Here is a 17,182-nt window from a genome sequence, read left to right as displayed (position 1 = left end):
GTCAAGCGCCTCGCCAAGATGGAGATCATCGCCTCGGTGATCGAGGACGACGTGCCGGCCTTCCGCCTGCCGAGCCCGGAGCGGCCGCTCTCGCCCCCCATCGTCGCGATGGAGCGGGTCCAGGCCGGCTACCCGGACCGGATCGTGCTCTCGGGCCTCAACCTGAGTCTGGCGCCCGACGACCGGGTGGCGCTCCTCGGCGCCAACGGCAACGGCAAATCGACCTTCTGCAAGCTCATCGGCGGGCGCCTGCCCCCGTTGAGCGGCGAGCTGCGCCGCTCCTCGAAGATGGAGGTCGCCTACTTCGCCCAGCACCAGCTCGACGAGCTGCGCCCGGCCGAGAGCGCCTACGCCCATGTCCGTGACCTGATGCCGGACGTGCCGGAATCCAAGGCCCGCGCCGCGGCCGCCCGCCTCGGCTTCTCGGGCACGAAGTCCGAGACGCCGGTCTCGCAGCTCTCCGGCGGCGAGAAGGCGCGCCTGCTCATGGGGCTCGCGGCTTTCCGTGGCCCGCACCTCCTGATCCTCGACGAGCCGACGAACCACCTCGACATCGAGAGTCGGCAGGCCCTGGTGGAGGCGATCAATGACTACGAGGGCGCCGTCATCCTGGTGAGCCACGACCGCTTCCTGGTGGAGGCCTGCGCCGACCGGCTCTGGCTCGTCTCCAACGGCAGCGTGAAGGCCTTCGACGGCGACATGGACGATTACCGCCGCTACGTGCTCGCCGGGCCGGAGCGCGAGGCCGAGAAGGGCGCGGCCGAATCGACCGGCGGCGCCAAGGCGGTGGAGCGCCGCTCCAACGCCGACCGCCGCGTGGCGCTTGCCCCCTTGCGCAAGAAGCTCGAGGGCGTCGAGGGGCGGATGAAGAAGCTCGCCGACGCCATGGCCAAGATCGACGCGGCTTTGGCCGACGGCACCGCCTTCCAGGCCAATCCGGCCAAGGCCGGCGAACTGATGAAGATGCGCTCGGACGCGGCAACGGCCCTGGAGGCTGCCGAGGAGGAGTGGTTGGAACTCAGCGGCGAGATCGAGGGCGCGACGGCCTGACGCCGGTCGGGATCGCCGGTTCCGGAAAGCCGCGCCCGAGCGCTCCTCCCGCTTGCGGGGAGTATTTGGAGGTTGGGGTGGTTCGGTGACCCTCAGGCTGCGGAGGCTGGCGGAGCCACCCCGACACCTAACCTTTCCCCGCAAGGGGGAGAGGGACGCGTTCTGGTCGCGGTAAAGCCGGAGCGCATGTCGTACGGCGTCGCGAGTCGACGAACCCGCGACCCCCGAATCGGAAACATCCCACGCGCCGGGGCGTTTCCGACCGCGCGCAACTCGAGGGGACCACGAAGATGCCCGATGCCCACCGCCGCCGGCTCGGGCCCCTGCTGGCGCTGCTGCCCCTCGGCGCCGCCGGCGCCTGGATCGCCTATAGCCGCCTCGGCATCGATCACCATCGCCGGATGCCGCCTCCCCTGCCCGGCCGCCAGGAATGTCTCGGCAGCGATGCGGGCGGGCTGACGTTCTACGCGAGCGGACCCGAAGAGGGCGTGCCGCTCCTTTTGATCCACTCCGTCAATGCGGCCGCCAACGCCTACGAGGTCCGGCCGCTTTACCGGCACTACGCGAAGGCCCGTCCGGTCTACGCCCTCGACCTGCCGGGCTTCGGCTTCTCCGAGCGCAGCGACCGGGTCTACACGCCGGAGCTGATGACGGCGGCGATCCATGCCGTGACGGACGAGATCCGGCAGAGGCACGGGGGCGCCGCCATCGACGCAGTGGCCCTCTCCCTGTCGGCCGAGTTCCTGGCCCGGGCCGCCCTGGAGTGGCCGGGCGATTACCGCAGCCTCGGGCTGATCAGCCCGACCGGTTTCGACAAGCGCTTCGAGCGCCGCAACCCGTCCGGCAGCGACACGGCCCGGGCGATCGCCGCGTATCCGCTCTGGGGGCGGTCGCTGTTCGACCTCCTCGTCAGCCGCCCGAGCATGCGCTTCTTCCTGGAAAAGACCTGGGGCTCGCGCGCCATCGACGAGGGCCTGCTCGAATACGACCAGATCTCGGCCCACCAGCCCGGGGCGGAGTTCGCGCCGTTCTCGTTCCTGGCCGGACACCTCTTCGCCACCGAAACGGGCCGGGTCTACCCCCGCCTCGACCGGCCGGTCTGGATGATCCACGGCACCCGGGGCGACTTTGTCGATTACCGCCACGCCGACCGCTTTCGCGGCGATCCGAACTGGACCATCGACGTGCTGGAGACGGGCGCCTTCCCGCATTTCGAGCGCCTGCCCGAGGTCGCGGCCCGCTACGACGCCTTCCTGGCGCGGCTGGGGCGCTGAGCCCCTGGCCGCTCGCGCCGCGCCGGGTTAGTCGAGGGGCACGCCCGCTCGAAGAAAAACCCGGAGCCCCGATGTCCGACCTCACCCTCGCCGCCGCGCAGACCATCGTCGCCACCGCCCTGGAGACCGCCCGCGCCCACAAGCTGAAGCCGCTGGCGGTGGTGGTCTACGATGCGCGCGGCGCCCTCAAGGCGATGGGCGCCGAGGATGGGACGTCGCTGCGCCGGGCCGAGGTGGCCATGGGCAAGGCCAATGGCTGCCTCGCCCTCGGCCTCGGCGGCCGGGCGATCCACAAGCGGGCCGAGGAGCAGGCCTATTTCGTCGCCGCAATCAGCCACCTCGTCGGCCCCGCCGCCCTGGTGCCGGTGCCAGGCGGCGTCCTCATCCGCCGGGGCGAGGCCGTGATCGGCGCCGTCGGGATCTCGGGCGACACCTCGGACAACGACGAACTCTGTGCCGTCGCCGGCATCGAGGCGGCGGGGCTCACCGCGCAGACCGGCGCCTGAGGCGATGCTCCGCCCGCATCGGCGGCACTGCCTCGCCGGCGGGGCGGCACTCCTGGCCGCCGGGGGCGTCGGCCGGGCCGCGGCCGCGCCGTCCGACCTCTACCGGCGCGGCAACGATGCGGACCCCGAGACCCTCGACCCGCACAAGTCCTCGACGGTGGCCGAGGCGCATATCCTGCGCGATCTCTACGAGGGCCTGCTCACCTACGACAATCACGGCGCGATCATCCCGGGGGCGGCCACCGCCTGGACCCTGTCCGAGGATCGCCTGACCTACGCTTTCACCCTGCGCGACGACGGGCGCTGGTCGAACGGCGACCCGGTCCGGGCCGCGGACTTCGTCTTCGCCCTCCGGCGCATCCTCGCCCCCGCCACGGCGGCGAAGTATGCCGAAATCCTGTTTCCCCTGAAGAACGCGCGCTCCGTCAACCAGGGCGCGCTGCCGCCCGAATCCCTCGGCGTCGCGGCCCCGGACGAGCGGCGCCTCGTGCTGACCCTGGAGCAGCCGACGCCCTACCTGCTCGAACTCCTGACGCACCAGACCTCGCTGCCGGTGCATCCGCCCTCGGTGGCGCGCCACGGCGACGCCTTCGCGCGGGCCGGCAACAGCGTGACCAACGGTCCCTATCGCCTGCGGGAGGTGGTGCCGAACGATCGCATCACCCTGGAGCGCAACCCGCATTTCCACGCGGCCGCCACGGTGGCGATCCCGCAGGTGGCCTTCCTGCCGACGCCGGACCTCTCGAGCGCGGTCCGGCGCTACGCGGCCGGCGAGATCGATTCGCTCGCCGACCTGCCGGGCGACCAGATCGCCTCGCTCCAGGCGCGCTTCGGGAGCCAAGTGGTGCTCGGCCCCGCGCTCGGGCTCTACGCGCTCGCGGTCAACACCCGCAAGGCGCCCTTCGACGACGTGCGGGTGCGGCGCGCGCTCTCCCTCGTCATCGACCGCGAGTTCCTGGCGAGCAAGCTCTGGGGCGAGACCATGGAGCCGGCCTACGCGCTCTGTCCGCCCGGCCTCGACCATTACCGTACCCCGCCCGAGACCGCTGGGCGCGAGGCCCTGCCGATCGACCGCGAGGACGAGGCCCGGGCGCTGCTGGCGGCAGCCGGGTTCGGCGAGGGCCGGCCCCTGCGCGTCGAGTATCGCTTCAACACCAGCGACAACAACCGCAACACCGCGCTCGCCATCGCCGACATGTGGCGCGGCATCGGCGTCGTGTCCCGCTTCGTCTACACCGACGCCAAGACCCACTTCGCCTACCTGCGCGACGGCGGCGACTTCGACGTGGCGCGCATGTCCTGGATCGCCGACTATTCCGACCCGCAGAATTTTTTGTTTTTGCTGGAGTCCGGCAATGACGGGCTGAACCCCGGCCACTACAGCAACCCGGTCTACGACGCCCTGATGCGCCGGGCGGCGGCCGAGCGCGACATCGCCCGGCGGGCGGACATCCTCTACGAGGCCGAGACCATCGTGGTCACCGAGCTGCCCTGGATTCCGGTGATGCACACCCGCTCGAAGGCCCTCATCGCCCCGCGCCTTGCCGGCTACCACCCGAACCTGCGCAACGCCGCCCCGACGCGCTTCCTGAGGCTGACCGCGTGATCGGCTTCGTCCTGCGCCGCCTCGTCCAGGCGATCCCGACCCTGTTCGCCGTGGTCACCGTGAGCTTCTTCCTGATCCGGCTCGCGCCGGGTGGGCCCTTCGACCTGGAGCGGCCCCTGCCGCCGGCCGCCATGGCGAACCTCGCCCGGGTCTACGGCCTCGATCAGCCCCTGCCCGTCCAATACCTGCGCTACCTCGGTGCGCTGCTCACCGGCGATTTCGGGCCGTCATTCTCCTTCCGCGACCTCACGGTCGGCGACCTGTTCGCCCGCGGCCTGCCGGTCTCGATGACGCTCGGCGCGCTCGCGCTGGCGCTCGCCCTGATGCTCGGCATCGGCCTCGGCGCCCTCGCGGCCTTCCACCGGGGCGGCGGGGTCGACCGTCTCGTCGGCCTCACGGCCGGCCTGACCCTGGCGGTGCCGACCTTCGTGGTGGCACCCCTGCTGCAGATCGTCTTCGGCCTGACCCTACGCTGGCTCCCCGTCGGCAGCTGGGAGAACGGCGCGCCGGCCAACCTCGTGCTCCCGGTGATCACCCTGGCGTTGCCCCAGGTCGGGGCGCTCGCCCGGCTCACCCGCGCGTCCCTGGGCGAGGTGCTGGCCGCCCAGCCTATCCGCACCCAGCGCGCCATGGGCCTGCCGCCCCACCGCATCGCCCGCCACGCCCTGCGCGGGGCGCTGCTGCCGGTGGTGGCGATCCTCGGGCCGACGGCGGCCGCCCTGCTCACCGGATCGGTGGTGGTCGAGACCATCTTCGGCCTGCCCGGCATCGGCCGCTACTTCGTCGACGGGGCGCTCAACCGCGACTATACGCTGGTGATGGGCACGGTCGTGCTGGTGGCTCTCTTCGTCATCGTCCTCAACCTCGTGGCCGACCTCCTCTCCGCGCTCCTCGATCCGCGCCTGCGGGCGGCCCGGTGAGGCGCGCCCTCGGGCGCCTCGCCCGCAACCGGGGCGCCCTCGCGGCCCTCGCCGTCCTGGCGCTGGTCGCCCTCGCCTGCCTCGTCGGCCCCCTGCTCACCGGCCACGATCCCGGCAGGATCTATCCCGACCTCGTGCGCACAGCGCCCTCGCTCCGGCCCCATCCGCGCCCCGAGGCCATCGCCCCGGCGGTGGAGCGCCTCGCCTTCCGGATGCGCGCGACGGCCGAGGCGATCCGGGTCGAGGACGGAATCCTGCGGGTCACCCTGTCGGCGCCGGCCCCGATCAACGAGCGGGCGCTGAGCTACCTGCCGCGCTCGGACCTGTTCGGCGCCGCCACGGTCGTGGCGCGGGACGCCGAGGGGCGCCGCCTCTCCGTCGAGGCGCCGGTGCGACGGCTCTACTTTCCCCTCGGCACCGACGTGCTCGGGCGCGACCTCCTCAGCCGCAGCCTCGTCGCCGGCCGGATCTCTCTCCTCATCGGCCTCGTCGCCACCGGCGTCGCCCTCCTCATCGGCGTCACCTACGGCGCGGTGGCGGGCTTTGTCGGCGGCCGGGTCGACGCGGTGATGATGCGCCTCGTCGACGTGCTCTATGCCCTGCCGTTCGTGTTCTTCGTCATCATGCTGCTGGTGTTCTTCCGGGCCGGGCTCGGGCTGATCCTGATCGCCATCGCGGCTGTCGAATGGCTCGACATGGCCCGCATCACCCGGGCGCAGACCCTGTCGCTCCGGAACCGCGACTTCGTGCGGGCCGCCGAGGCGCTCGGCCTCTCGGGCGCCGCGATCCTGCGCCGTCACATCGTGCCCAACACCCTGGGACCCGTCACGGTGGCGGCGACCCTGCTGGTGCCCCGGGTGATCCTGCTGGAGAGCTTCCTCTCCTTCCTCGGGCTGGGCGTACAGGAGCCGGCCACGAGCTGGGGCGCCCTCATCGCCGAGGGCTCGCGCGCCATCGAATCCGCGCCCTGGATGCTGGCCGCACCGGCCGGGTTTCTCGTCGCGACCCTGGTGGCCCTGAACGTTCTGGGCGACGGCCTCGCCGACGCCCTCGATCCGCGCCTGTCCGCCGGTGGCTGAGACTCAGCGCGGTCCGGCGAGGCCCGGATAGACCAGGCGCACCACGCGGCGCTCGTCGGGGATCTCCCTGGCCGGGCGGCCCTTCGGCTCGGTCTGACCGATGGAACTCGTCGTCGCGACGTCGCTCGCCCGCAGGCGCCAGGCATCGCGTGCGCCGGGCGGCGTTCGAACCGGGTCCACGCCGTCCGGAACGGTTCGGGCCTGGATGAGCACGATCATGCCGTAGGTCAGAATCGCGGTGGAACCGAGGATCGCGGGCAGGGCGGCAAGAAGATCGGTCAGGCGGGGCATCGGGGCGGCATCCGGCAGAGGCCACACAGTCGAGCGCAGATCGCTTAACCGAGGCGCGAAGCTTGGCGGAACCCGCACAGTGTCCGGAGGTTTGCCAACAACTGTCGCGAGGCACGGTTAACGAGGATTCGATGGCAACCAAGGCCGTGACGAGCGCGAGCGCAGGTGCGGGAGGCTCCGCGCCGGAGCGGGTCCCGATGGGGACGGCGATCGACACCGACATCTCGGCCCGGCTCGACCGCCTGCCCTGGGGGCGTTTCCACGTCCTCGTCATCGTGGCGCTCGGCATCACCTGGGTGCTCGACGGCCTCGAGGTGACCCTGGCGGGCTCCCTGGTCGGCGCCCTGCGGGCCGAACCCATGAGCTTCACCGAGTTCGACATCGGGTTGGCTGCCAGTTCCTACCTCGTCGGCGCCGTGACGGGGGCGCTGGGCTTCGGCTGGCTCACCGACCGCATCGGCCGCAAGAAGCTGTTCTTCATCACGCTGGCGCTCTACCTCGCCGCCACCGCCGCCACCGGCCTGTCCTGGAACATCTACAGCTTCTGCCTCTTCCGCTTCCTCACCGGCGCCGGCATCGGCGGCGAGTACACCGCGATCAACTCGACGATCCAGGAACTCGTGCCCGCCCGCGTGCGCGGCTGGACGGACCTCGTCATCAACGGCTCGTTCTGGATCGGGGCGGCGATGGGCTCCTTCCTCTCCATCGTCGTGCTGCGCCCGGGGATGATCGACCCGGCCTGGGGCTGGCGCATCGCCTTCTTCGTCGGGGGCGGCATCGGTCTCGTCATCCTGCTCCTGCGGACCTGGATCCCCGAGAGCCCGCGCTGGCTCGCCACCCACGGCTACGTCGCGGAGGCCGACCGGGTCGTCACCAGCATCGAGAAGCGCTTCACCGACGAGGGCCATACCCTGCCGCCCATCGACGAGGCCAAGCGGATGAAGCTGAAGACCCGCAGCCACACGCCCCTCAAGGAGGTGTTCGGCACCATGCTGGTCGGCCACCGCAAGCAGACCCTTGTGGGCCTCGCCCTGATGGTGGCGCAGGCGTTCTTCTACAACGCCCTGTTTTTCACCTACGCCCTGGTGCTGCAGCGGTTCTACGGCGTGCCGGGCGACCATGTCGGCTGGTACCTGCTGCCCTTCGCGCTGGGCTCCTTCCTCGGCCCGCTGCTCCTGGGCCGCCTGTTCGACACCATCGGCCGCCGCCCGATGATCGCCTTCACCTACGGCATCTCGGCCGTGCTGCTCACCATCACAGGCTACCTCTTCAAGATCGACGTGTTCGGCCCCGTCGGCCAGACCGCGGCCTGGATGGTGGTGTTCTTCTTCGCCTCGGCGGCCGCGAGCGCGGCCTACCTCACCGTCGCGGAGACCTTCCCGCTGGAGATCCGGGCGCTCGCCATCGCGGTGTTCTATGCGCTCGGCACCGGCATCGGCGGCGTCTCGGGCCCACTCCTGTTCGGCGCCCTTGTGGAGACGGGCTCCCGCGACAACGTGCTGATCGGCTACCTGATCGGCGCCGCCCTGATGGCGGTGGCGGCGGTGGTCGGCGGCCGCTTCGGCACGGCGGCCGAGGGCAAATCCCTGGAGGACGTCTCGAAACCCCTGGCGGCTGCGTAGAAACGCGTTGCCGGGTGCCGGCTAAGCTTGAAACCGCCTGGGATGGTTCGTGTTGATCCGGGCAAAACCCTGTCACACCCATCCCCGGAAGGACATCATGCGGATCATTCCCACCACGCTCGCGCTGGTCCTGGCCAGCGGCTCCCTCGCGCTCGCACAGGGCAATGCTCCGGCCGAGATCAAGCAGCCCGGCCCGCCGCGCATGACGCAGCCCGGTGTCGCCGGCGATCCGGTGGTGAAGCCCGGCGGCATCGACAACGGCGGCCCGGGCTCGATCGGCACCATCGCGCCGGGGGCCACGGGTGCCTCCAGCATCTCGAACAATTCCGGGGCTGCCGGCAACGCCGAGCAGAACCAGAAGCCGATCGGAAACACCGGCGGCGGGGGCGGCGGCGGTAGCTGAGGCGTCAGTCTTCGCGACGCGCGGCGAAGAACGCCCGCAGGAGGCCGGCGGCTTCCGCCTCCCGGAAGCCGCCGTAGACCTCCGGCCTGTGATGGCAGGTCGGCTGGTTGAACACCCGGGACCCGTGCTCCACCGCCCCGCCCTTCGGGTCGCCGGCGGCGAAGTACAGGCGGCGGATGCGCGCGAATGCGATCGCGCCCGCGCACATCGGACAGGGTTCGAGGGTCACGTAGAGGTCGCAGCCGCTCAGGCGCTCGTCGTCGAGGGCCGTGCACGCCGCCCGGATCGCCAGGATTTCCGCATGGGCCGTCGGGTCGCGCAGGGCGCGCGGGCGGTTGTGCGCCACGGCGACGACCTTGCCGTCCTTCACCACCACGGCCCCGACCGGCACCTCCCCTTCCGCCGCAGCGCGGCGCGCCGCCGCGAAGGCGAGGCTCAACGGATCGTCGTTCTCCTCGGGCGATACGGGAGGGGGCGAGGCCGGCACGGACATACCCGCGTTCTAGCCCGGCGCGCGAACGCCGGAAACCGAGGGCACTTGGTGTCTGTATGTTACGGGCCGGAACATCGCATCGACGTGGCCGTTGGGAAGGGCAATGCGGCCAAGTCGAACGACGTCGACGCCGCCAACCATGGACGAGGAGCGCACGATGAGCAGCACCACCGACAAGATCAAAGGTCTCGCCAACGAGGCTGTCGGCAACGTCAAGCAGGGTATCGGCAACATCACCGACAACGACAAGCTCAAGGCCGAGGGCAAGGCCCAGGAGCTGAAGGGCGAGACGCAGAAGACCGTGGGCGATGCCAAGGATGGCGTGAAGAACGCCGCCGACACGGTGAAGAGCAAGCTCTGAGCACGATTTCCGGAGCTTGAGCTCCCGAAACGGCGAGTGAGAAAGGCGGCGCGAGCCGCCTTTCCGCGTTTTCAGGTGAAACCGAGGGGGTGCCGCGACGCATTCGCGCGGGATCACTCGCAACACGGCCTGCGCTCTGTTATGGGGCAGGCATGACCGACAAGACTGACGACACGATGGGCGGGGCCGCGGACGCACCTGCCAAGAAATCCCATTCGAAGACCAAGGCGCCTTCGAAGGTTCCGGCCGCAGCGCCGGAGGCTGCCGCGGCCGAGACCGTGGAGCCGGCCACGCGCGAAGACGAGACGGCGAAGCACGCCAAGCCCGCCAAGCCCGCGACGAAGACGAAGGCCGGATCGGCCAAGTCGATCACAGCCAAGTTCGAGGCGGCCGAGTCCACCGCTGCCAAGTCCACCGCTGCCAAGTCCGAGGTGGTCAAGCCCAAGACGGCCAAATCCATGGCAACCAAATCCAAGGCATCCAAATCGGAGGCCGACGAGGTCGCGTTGGATCCGGCGACGGTCGAGGCCCTGGAGGCCGAGGCTCCCAAGCCGGCGGTGCCCGAGCCGAAGGCGGCCGCCGCGAAGCGTGCCCGGGCCAAGGCCGCGCCCGAAGCGCCCGAACCACAAGTCTCCGAGGCGCCGGCCGCGAAGCCCGAGCCGTCCGAGCCCTGGGCTCCGGCCACGGATGCGGGCATTCCCGGCAACTCGGCCGAGGAAAAGCCGAAGGTCCGCCACGCCGCCATGCCGCGCGCCGCCCTGCCCCGTGGGGGCGATGCGCCCCTGCGCCGCAAGCCCCCCGCGAAGGTCGCGCCGGCGGCGGAGTCTGCCGGGATCGCCCCCGTGGGGGCTTCCCCTGCGGACGGCACGACGCCCGAGGGCGACCGCATCGCCAAGGCGATCGCCCGCGCCGGTATCGCCTCGCGCCGCGACGCCGAGGCGATGATCGAGCAGGGCCGCGTGACCCTGAACGGCCGGGTGCTGACCTCGCCCGCCATCAACGTCACCCCGGACGACCGGATCACCGTCGACGGCGAGCCGCTGCCCGCCCGCGAGCGCACCCGCCTGTGGATCTACCACAAGCCGCGCGGCCTCGTGACCACGGCCCGCGACCCCGAGGGCCGCCAGACCGTCTTCGACAACCTGCCCGAGGACCTGCCCCGCGTCGTCGCCATCGGGCGCCTCGACATCAACACCGAGGGCTTGCTCCTCCTCACCAACGACGGCGGCCTCGCCAAGGTCATCGCCCACCCGGATACGGGATGGCTGCGCCGCTACCGCGTGCGCGCCCACGGCGACACAAGCCAGGCGGAGCTCGACAAGCTGCGTCGCGGCGTGACCGTCGACGGCATGGATTACGGTCCGGTCGAGGCGACCCTGGACCGCGCGTCCGGCGACAACCTCTGGCTGACGCTCGGCCTGCGCGAGGGCAAGAACCGCGAGGTCAAGGTCATCCTCGAGCATCTCGGACTGGCGGTGAACCGGCTGATCCGCCTGTCGTTCGGGCCGTTCCAGCTCGGTGACCTCGAGGCGGGGCTCGCCGAGGAGATCCGCACCAAGGTCCTCAAGGAACAGCTCGGCCCGGCCCTCTCGGAGCAGGCCGGCGTCGATTTCGAGAGTCCGGTGCGCGAGCCGATCGCGCCCTTCGGCTCGCCCAAGCAGCAGGCCAAGCAGCCCGCCCGCAGCGCCGCGGCCGCCCAGCGCCGCGAGCCGCGCGGCTACGACGACGAGAGGTCGCGCGGCGGCGGCCGCCCGATGGCACCGGCCAAGCCCGCCAGGGTGCCCACCGGCGGCAACAGCGCCGGCCCGCGTCGCTCCGTCTGGCGCGCCGAGGACGAGGCCCGTCCGGAGGATGCGCCGCGCCGTGTGAAGATCCCGCGCCGGGGCGCCGACCCGAAGGCCGAGCGCGAGGCCGCGGCCGCCCGTGGCCGCGAGCGCGTCGGCGCGATCAGCACGGGCGAGCGCCGCGTGCTGGTGGAGCGCCTGAAGTCGAGCCCGCAGGAGCCGGCGCCCGCCCCGCATCGCCGCGACAGCGCGGTCCGCGCGGAAGCCCCGGCCCGCACGGTCCGGCAGGCCGACGACCGTCCGGCGCGGCGCGGTCCCGATGCGGGGCGTCCGCCCCGCAGTTTCGCCGATGCGGGGCGTCCGCCCCGGAGCTTCGGCAACGAGGGACGGCCCCCGCGCCGCGACGAGGATCGTCCGCGCGATGGTTTCCGCCAGGAGGGTCCCCGACCGAACCGCTCCCGCGAGGACGGCGCCGAACGCCGCGGCCCGCCGCCCGGCAGCGAGGATCGTCCCCGCGGCCCGTTCCGGAGCCAGGCCAGCCGCTTCGCGGGTGAGGAGCGCGGCGGCCGGAGTTCGGCCCCCCGTGGCGACCGGCCCGACGGAGCGCGCGGCGACAAGCCCAGCGGATTTCGTGGCGACAAGCCGACCGGCTTCCGCGGCGGCGAACGGACCGGCGGCTTCAAGGCCGGCGGAGCCCGGCCGGAGGGCGATCGCGGCGGCTTCAAGGGCGCCGGTAAGCCGGGCGGCTTCAAGGCCGGTGGCTTCAAGGATGGCGGTAAGCCCGGCGGGGCCGGCAGGTCAGGCAAGCCCGGTGGGGCGGGCAAGCCCGGCGGCTTCAGCCGGGGCGGCGCGGGCGGCGGCAAGCCCGGCGGCTTCAACAAGCCCGGCGGCGGCGCGGGCCGTCCGCCGCGCGGCGGCAGCCGGTGAGGATCGTCGGCGGCGATCATCGTGGTCGCCGCCTCGCCACCCCGAAGACCGACGCGATCCGTCCGACCTCGGACCGTCTGCGCGAGGCGATCTTCAACGTCCTGGCGCACGCCTATGACGACGCGGTCGTCGGCGCGCGGGTGCTCGACCTCTTCGCCGGCACCGGCGCGCTCAGCTTCGAGGCCCTGTCGCGGGGCGCGGCCTACGCCCTCCTCGTCGACGAGGGCGCGGAGGCGCGCGCGCTGATCCGCGAGAACATCGAGGCTTTCGGCGCGGAGGGCGCGACCCGGCTGTTCCGGCGCGACGCCACCCGCCTCGGTCCCGCCGGCACCAGCGGTACCTTCACCCTGGTGTTCTGCGATCCGCCCTACAACCGCGATCTCGCGCCGGCCGCGTTGACCAGCGCGGCGGAAGGCGGCTGGCTCGCCCCCGGCGCCCTGGTGCTGGTCGAGGAATCGGCCAGCGTCCAGGTCGCCCTGCCGGCGGGCTTCACGGCGCTGGAGCGCCGGGTCTACGGGGACACCGCCCTGGCCTACGCGCGCTACGGCGCCTGAGCGCCGCGACCGCTGCGCGCGGCGGGGAACCCCCGGGCCGTCCCGCCGCGTTCCCCCGCCATGGTCCTCGAAGACGCCCTCACGGATACCGACGCCGCCGAGCCGGTCGAAGCTGCCCCGGTCGATGCCCCGCGCGGGCCGCGTTTGTGGCGGCCGCGCCGCGTGGTGGTCACGCCGGCCGCCCTGGAGCAGTCCCACGGCCGCGCGATGGTGGCGCGGGCCGAGAGCGTCGGCCTTCCCGTCGAGCGCCTCAAGAGCAATCGGATCACCGCCACGCGGGACGCCGACCCGCGCCAGGCCTACCGCGAGGCCAAGGCGACCCTCGCCATCGTGGTGGCGCCGCCGACCAAACTGAAGTTGCAACCGATCCCGCCGAGCGCGGACTGGCGCTTCGATCTGGCGGAGGGCTGCCCGGCCCACTGCCAGTACTGCTACCTGGCCGGCTCTCTGTCGGGGCCGCCGGTGACGCGGGCCTATGCCAACCTCGACGCGATCCTGGCCAATCTCGACGGCTATCTCGGGAACGGCAACGTCACCTCGGCCCAGGCGGCGCGGGCGCGGGAGGGAACCACCTTCGAGGCCTCCTGCTACACCGACCCGCTGGGCATCGAGCACCTCACCGGCTCGCTCTCGGCGGCGATCACGCGTTTCGGCGCCTGGGACGCGCCCGTGCAGCTGCGCTTCACGACGAAGTTCGCCGCCGTCGCGCCGCTCCTCGCCCTGCCCCATCGCGGACGCACGCGGGTGCGCGTCTCGGTGAATGCCCGGGCGGCCGCCCGCTACGAGGGCGGAACCGCCAGCCTCGACGCGCGCCTCGATGCCCTCGGCGCCCTGGCGCGCGCCGGCTATCCGGTCGGGCTCACGATCGCGCCGATCATGCCCGTGCCGGACTGGCGGCAAGCCTACACGGACCTCCTGCGCGCGGCGGCCCGCGCGCTCGAGGGCGTGCGCGACCTCGACCTGACGGTCGAACTCATCACCCACCGCTTCACGCCGGGCTCGAAGGAGGTCCTGCAGGGCTGGTATCCCGGCTCCGACCTGCCGATGCGCGAGGCCGAGCGCACCCGCAAGCTCACCAAATTCGGCTCGGTGAAGTACGTCTATCCGCGCGACCTCATGCAGGCCATGCGGGAGGAGATCAGCGCGGCGGTCTCGCGCGAGCTTCCCGGCGCCCGCCTGCTCTACTGGACCTGAGCCTCGCCCGCTTCCGGTGCAGCACCCGCGCCGTCGAAGCGGGCACGGGCATGCTGAATCGCCGGAAGGTTCGCGAAGGCCCAGGCGCCGAGCGCCTGGACGGGGCCCTGCAGGGAGCGCCCGAGGGCGGTGAGTTCATAATCCACCCGCGGCGGGATCGTCGGGGTGACGGTGCGCGTGACGAGGCCGTCGCGCTCCAGGCCCCGCAGGGTGAAGGTGAGCATCCGCTGCGAGATGCCGCCGATCAGACGCTTCAGCTCGTTGAAGCGGCGCGGCCCCTCCGTCAGCGTCATCACCACGAGGATGCTCCACTTGTCGCCGATCCGCGCCAGCACCGTGCCGACCACCCGGCAGTCGCCCGGGCGGTGTGCGCGGTCCGCCGCAGTGTCTTCGCTGTGCCCCGGTTCCACGCATGTGCCTCCTTGCGCCGCTGCCGATCCGGTCATCTATAGCCACTCGGTACACTTCTGATACCGGGGACCAACATGAAACTCCTGCACGTCGACGGCAGCATCCTGGGCGATCATTCCGTCAGCCGCGCCGTCTCGGCCGCGATCGTCGCGCACCTGAAGGCTGGAGCGCCGGATCTCGCGGTGACCTACCGGGATGTCGCCGCGACGCCGATCCCGCACCTCTCGGGCGCATACCTGGCGGGGCAGCAGCCCAACGCCACCAACACCTCCGATATCCAGAACGACGTGGAACTCGGCCGCACGGTCCTGTCCGAATTCATGGCCGCCGACATCGTGGTGATCGGCGCGCCCCTCTACAACTTCACGATCTCGTCCCAGCTGAAGGCCTGGACAGACCGCATCCTCGTGGCGGGCCAGACCTTCAAGTACACGGAGACCGGCTCGGTCGGCCTCGTGCCCGAGAAGCGCGTCATCGTCGCCGTGGCGCGTGGCGGCCTCTACGGTGAAGGGTCTGCCAGTGCGAAGGCCGAACATGCCGAGACTTATCTGCGCGTCGTTCTCGACTTCATCGGCGTGACGAACCCGGAATTCGTGATCGCGGAGGGCATCGCCCTCGGTCCGGAGGCCCGCGAGAAGGCCCTCGCCGGGGCGCTCAAGGCCGCCGGGAACATTCCGCCGGCCTGAATGCCGGCAACTCTCAGCGGCGGCCGAACAGCCGCTCGATGTCGTGCAGCTTCAACTCCACGAAGGTCGGGCGGCCGTGGTTGCAGGTGGCGGCGAAGGGGGTCGCCTCCATCTCGCGCAGGAGGGCGTTCATCTCCTCCGGCCGCAGGCGCCGCCCGGCCCGGATCGAGCCGTGACAGCTCATGCGCGAGAGGATCGCGTCGAGGCGGCGGCCGAGGGGCCCACCGCCTTCGTCGGTGCCGTCCGGGCTGTCGTCCTCGAGCCCGCTCGCGGTGAGCGCGTCGAGGATGTCGGCGACAAGGTTGCGGATCGAGGCGTTGGCCAGAGCGGCGGGCACCGCGCGGACCAGCACGGCGCCGCTGCCGAACGCCTCCACGGTCAGGCCGAGCCGCTCGAGGTCGGGGGCGGCGGCCACGAGGCGCTCGGCGTCCCCCGGCGCCATCTCCACCACGTCGGGAATCAGCAGGCCCTGGCGGGCGATGCCGCCGCGTGCCCGCTCACCCTTGAGGCGCTCGTAGACGAGGCGCTCATGCGCCGCGTGCTGGTCAACCAGCACGAGGCCATCCGTGGTCTGGGCGACGATGTAGGTCTCGTGCAGCTGCGCCCGCGCCGCTCCGAGGGGATGCGCCACGGCCTCGGCGAGTTCCCCCTCAGGAGGCGCCCGCAGATCCGCCGAGGGGGCCGCGAAATCGTGCTGGAAGGCCGCCTGGGGCGCCTCGGCGAGGCCCGCGAAGGCAGGGGCGCGGGGCGCCGAGACGTAGCCGGACGGCGCCGCGACGGACGGCCATCCCCGGGGTTGCGCGGCGCTCGGGGCCGGGTAGGCGCTCGCGCCCGAATGCACGGCGTAACCCGATCCGGGGAGGCTTGATGTGGGGAGGCTCGCCGGACGCAGTGCGTCCAGGGTGCGGGCCGCCCCCGTGGTCGAGCCGCGCAGGCCCGCCTGCCGCAGGGTCTCGTGGATCGCGCTGACGATGAGCCCCCGGATCAGGCCGGGGTCGCGGAAGCGGACCTCCGTCTTGGCCGGGTGCACGTTGACGTCGACGAGGGCGGGGTCGCACAGGATCGCGAGCGCCAGGACCGGGTGCCGGTCCGAGCTCATCGTGTCGGCATAGGCGCCCCGCACGGCCCCGAGCAGCAGGCGGTCGCGCACCGGACGCCCGTTCACGGTGAAGTGGATCTGGTTGGCGTTGCCCCGGTGGTAGCTCGGCAGGCCGATATGTCCGGCAAGCGCGAAGCCCTCGCGCGCCATGGCGAGCGGCGCGGAATTGGCGCCAAAATCGGTTCCGAACACCCCGGTCAGCCGGCGCAGGGTCGCCGCGCTCCCCGTATCGGCCTCGGCCGGAAATACCTGCGGGGCCCCGCTCTCGGAGCGCAGCACGAGGCGGATGCCGGGTTGGGCCACCGCGAGGCGCCGCAGGATGTCGCCGATGGCGGCGGTCTCGGCCCGGTCGGACTTGAGGAACTTGAGCCGTGCCGGCATCGCGCAGAACAGGTCCGCCACCTCGATGCGGGTGCCGCGTGCGCTGGGCGCGGGGCGGACCTCGCCCTTCACCCCGGCATCCACCGTGAGCGTGGCGCCGGTGTCGGCATCCGCCGTCCGGCTCGTCAGGGTCAGGCGGGCCACGGCGCCGATCGAGGGCAGCGCCTCGCCGCGAAAGCCCAGGGTGTCGATCCGGGTGAGGTCGCCGCCGGGCAGCTTCGAGGTGGCGTGGCGCTCCACCGCGAGGGCGAGGTCGGCGGCGCTCATGCCGGCGCCGTCATCAACCACCCGGATGAGGCGGCGCCCGCCCCCCTCGATCGTCACCTCGATGCTGCGTGCGCCCGCATCGATGGCGTTCTCGACGAGTTCCTTGACGGCGGAGGCCGGCCGCTCGACCACCTCGCCCGCCGCGATGCGGTCGACGAGGATCGGATCGAGGCGGCGAACGGGACGAAGGGGCGTGGTCATGCCCGCCCGAGTATAGGAGGCCGGCTCCGCGCCCGAAAGGCTGCCGGCGCGAACCGCCGGGGAAAGCTCTAGG

General features: G+C 72.2%; 17 protein-coding genes. 13 read left to right on the top strand and 4 right to left on the bottom strand.

The annotated features are described in order from the left end of the window. The 6 genes from K2X24_RS11465 to K2X24_RS11440 form a co-directional block, all read left to right on the top strand. Nucleotides 1–1,050: ATP-binding cassette domain-containing protein (locus K2X24_RS11465; RefSeq protein ID WP_292498007.1), on the top strand; the 1,050-nt coding region annotated here is incomplete at its 5' end. A 290-nt stretch (nucleotides 1,051–1,340) separates the two neighbouring features. Next, nucleotides 1,341–2,324, top strand: a complete 984-nt coding sequence (locus tag K2X24_RS11460; protein WP_292498004.1) for an alpha/beta fold hydrolase — start codon at nucleotides 1,341–1,343, stop codon at nucleotides 2,322–2,324. 71 nt (nucleotides 2,325–2,395) lie between these two features. Next, the gene (locus tag K2X24_RS11455; RefSeq protein WP_056354020.1) at nucleotides 2,396–2,830 is read left to right on the top strand and encodes a heme-binding protein; all 435 of its coding nucleotides are present in this window, start codon (nucleotides 2,396–2,398) and stop codon (nucleotides 2,828–2,830) included. 4 nt (nucleotides 2,831–2,834) lie between these two features. Beyond that, nucleotides 2,835–4,436 (top strand): peptide ABC transporter substrate-binding protein, encoded by a 1,602-nt coding sequence (locus tag K2X24_RS11450; RefSeq protein WP_292498000.1) that lies wholly within the window; start codon nucleotides 2,835–2,837, stop codon nucleotides 4,434–4,436. After that, the gene (locus K2X24_RS11445) at nucleotides 4,433–5,356 is read left to right on the top strand and encodes an ABC transporter permease (RefSeq protein ID WP_292497998.1); all 924 of its coding nucleotides are present in this window, start codon (nucleotides 4,433–4,435) and stop codon (nucleotides 5,354–5,356) included. Before K2X24_RS11450 ends, K2X24_RS11445 begins: the two co-directional genes overlap by 4 nt. After that, on the top strand, nucleotides 5,353–6,435 hold the full coding sequence (locus K2X24_RS11440) for an ABC transporter permease (RefSeq protein ID WP_292497997.1): 1,083 nt from the start codon (nucleotides 5,353–5,355) through the stop codon (nucleotides 6,433–6,435). The genes K2X24_RS11445 and K2X24_RS11440 overlap by 4 nt, the downstream gene beginning before the upstream one ends. 3 nt (nucleotides 6,436–6,438) lie before the next feature. Here K2X24_RS11440 and K2X24_RS11435 read toward each other — a convergent pair whose 3' ends face one another. Further along, nucleotides 6,439–6,726 carry a hypothetical protein gene (locus K2X24_RS11435; RefSeq protein ID WP_292497995.1) on the bottom strand — a complete coding sequence of 96 codons (288 nt, stop codon included), beginning with the start codon at nucleotides 6,724–6,726 and terminating at the stop codon, nucleotides 6,439–6,441. Between the two features lie 146 nt (nucleotides 6,727–6,872). Between K2X24_RS11435 and K2X24_RS11430 the strand changes: the two genes are divergently transcribed. Both K2X24_RS11430 and K2X24_RS11425 read left to right on the top strand, forming a co-directional pair. Continuing rightward, nucleotides 6,873–8,348 (top strand): MFS transporter, encoded by a 1,476-nt coding sequence (locus K2X24_RS11430; protein WP_292498014.1) that lies wholly within the window; start codon nucleotides 6,873–6,875, stop codon nucleotides 8,346–8,348. Between the two features lie 97 nt (nucleotides 8,349–8,445). Further along, nucleotides 8,446–8,751: a hypothetical protein gene (locus tag K2X24_RS11425; protein WP_292497992.1), complete on the top strand. Its 306-nt coding sequence runs from the start codon at nucleotides 8,446–8,448 to the stop codon at nucleotides 8,749–8,751. Nucleotides 8,752–8,755: 4 nt separating this feature from the next. Here the strand turns inward: K2X24_RS11425 and K2X24_RS11420 are convergent, their stop codons facing one another. Beyond that, nucleotides 8,756–9,244: a nucleoside deaminase gene (locus K2X24_RS11420; RefSeq protein ID WP_292497989.1), complete on the bottom strand. Its 489-nt coding sequence runs from the start codon at nucleotides 9,242–9,244 to the stop codon at nucleotides 8,756–8,758. 157 nt (nucleotides 9,245–9,401) lie between these two features. On the opposite strand from K2X24_RS11420, the gene K2X24_RS11415 reads away from it, so the two are divergent. The 4 genes from K2X24_RS11415 (at nucleotide 9,402) to K2X24_RS11400 (ending at nucleotide 14,064) form a co-directional block, all read left to right on the top strand. After that, nucleotides 9,402–9,605 carry a CsbD family protein gene (locus tag K2X24_RS11415; RefSeq protein ID WP_292497988.1) on the top strand — a complete coding sequence of 68 codons (204 nt, stop codon included), beginning with the start codon at nucleotides 9,402–9,404 and terminating at the stop codon, nucleotides 9,603–9,605. A gap of 743 nt (nucleotides 9,606–10,348) precedes the next feature. Continuing rightward, nucleotides 10,349–12,316 (top strand): pseudouridine synthase, encoded by a 1,968-nt coding sequence (locus tag K2X24_RS11410; protein WP_292498011.1) that lies wholly within the window; start codon nucleotides 10,349–10,351, stop codon nucleotides 12,314–12,316. Beyond that, nucleotides 12,313–12,870 (top strand): 16S rRNA (guanine(966)-N(2))-methyltransferase RsmD, encoded by a 558-nt coding sequence (gene rsmD, locus K2X24_RS11405; RefSeq protein WP_292497985.1) that lies wholly within the window; start codon nucleotides 12,313–12,315, stop codon nucleotides 12,868–12,870. Before K2X24_RS11410 ends, rsmD begins: the two co-directional genes overlap by 4 nt. A 60-nt stretch (nucleotides 12,871–12,930) precedes the next feature. Further along, a complete protein-coding gene (locus K2X24_RS11400) occupies nucleotides 12,931–14,064 on the top strand; it encodes a spore photoproduct lyase family protein (protein ID WP_292497983.1) in 1,134 nt (377 codons plus the stop codon). On the opposite strand, the gene K2X24_RS11395 is transcribed toward K2X24_RS11400, so the two are convergent. Beyond that, nucleotides 14,052–14,474 (bottom strand): helix-turn-helix domain-containing protein, encoded by a 423-nt coding sequence (locus tag K2X24_RS11395; RefSeq protein WP_292497981.1) that lies wholly within the window; start codon nucleotides 14,472–14,474, stop codon nucleotides 14,052–14,054. The two genes, K2X24_RS11400 and K2X24_RS11395, sit on opposite strands and share 13 nt — an antisense overlap. Nucleotides 14,475–14,549: 75 nt before the next feature. On the opposite strand from K2X24_RS11395, the gene K2X24_RS11390 reads away from it, so the two are divergent. Beyond that, nucleotides 14,550–15,161: an NAD(P)H-dependent oxidoreductase gene (locus K2X24_RS11390; protein WP_292497979.1), complete on the top strand. Its 612-nt coding sequence runs from the start codon at nucleotides 14,550–14,552 to the stop codon at nucleotides 15,159–15,161. Between the two features lie 13 nt (nucleotides 15,162–15,174). Here K2X24_RS11390 and mutL read toward each other — a convergent pair whose 3' ends face one another. Next, entirely contained in the window at nucleotides 15,175–17,109 is a 1,935-nt protein-coding gene (mutL, locus tag K2X24_RS11385) for a DNA mismatch repair endonuclease MutL (RefSeq protein WP_292498009.1), read from the bottom strand. Nucleotides 17,110–17,182 lie beyond the last annotated feature (73 nt).

The organism is Methylobacterium sp., assembly GCF_019750675.1.
Lineage (GTDB): Bacteria > Pseudomonadota > Alphaproteobacteria > Rhizobiales > Beijerinckiaceae > Methylobacterium.
Note: the sequence above shows the minus strand (reverse complement) of the source record. Positions and strands in the feature narration are given on the sequence as shown.

Coding starts and splice junctions, on each gene's coding strand:
- K2X24_RS11415 (WP_292497988.1), top strand. CDS start 9,402: ATGAGCAGCACCACCGACAAGATCAAAGGTCTCGCCAACGAGGCTGTC.
- K2X24_RS11420 (WP_292497989.1), bottom strand. CDS start 9,244: ATGTCCGTGCCGGCCTCGCCCCCTCCCGTATCGCCCGAGGAGAACGAC.
- K2X24_RS11455 (WP_056354020.1), top strand. CDS start 2,396: ATGTCCGACCTCACCCTCGCCGCCGCGCAGACCATCGTCGCCACCGCC.
- K2X24_RS11400 (WP_292497983.1), top strand. CDS start 12,931: ATGGTCCTCGAAGACGCCCTCACGGATACCGACGCCGCCGAGCCGGTC.
- K2X24_RS11450 (WP_292498000.1), top strand. CDS start 2,835: ATGCTCCGCCCGCATCGGCGGCACTGCCTCGCCGGCGGGGCGGCACTC.
- K2X24_RS11390 (WP_292497979.1), top strand. CDS start 14,550: ATGAAACTCCTGCACGTCGACGGCAGCATCCTGGGCGATCATTCCGTC.
- K2X24_RS11460 (WP_292498004.1), top strand. CDS start 1,341: ATGCCCGATGCCCACCGCCGCCGGCTCGGGCCCCTGCTGGCGCTGCTG.
- K2X24_RS11410 (WP_292498011.1), top strand. CDS start 10,349: ATGCCGCGCGCCGCCCTGCCCCGTGGGGGCGATGCGCCCCTGCGCCGC.
- K2X24_RS11435 (WP_292497995.1), bottom strand. CDS start 6,726: ATGCCCCGCCTGACCGATCTTCTTGCCGCCCTGCCCGCGATCCTCGGT.
- mutL (WP_292498009.1), bottom strand. CDS start 17,109: ATGACCACGCCCCTTCGTCCCGTTCGCCGCCTCGATCCGATCCTCGTC.
- K2X24_RS11425 (WP_292497992.1), top strand. CDS start 8,446: ATGCGGATCATTCCCACCACGCTCGCGCTGGTCCTGGCCAGCGGCTCC.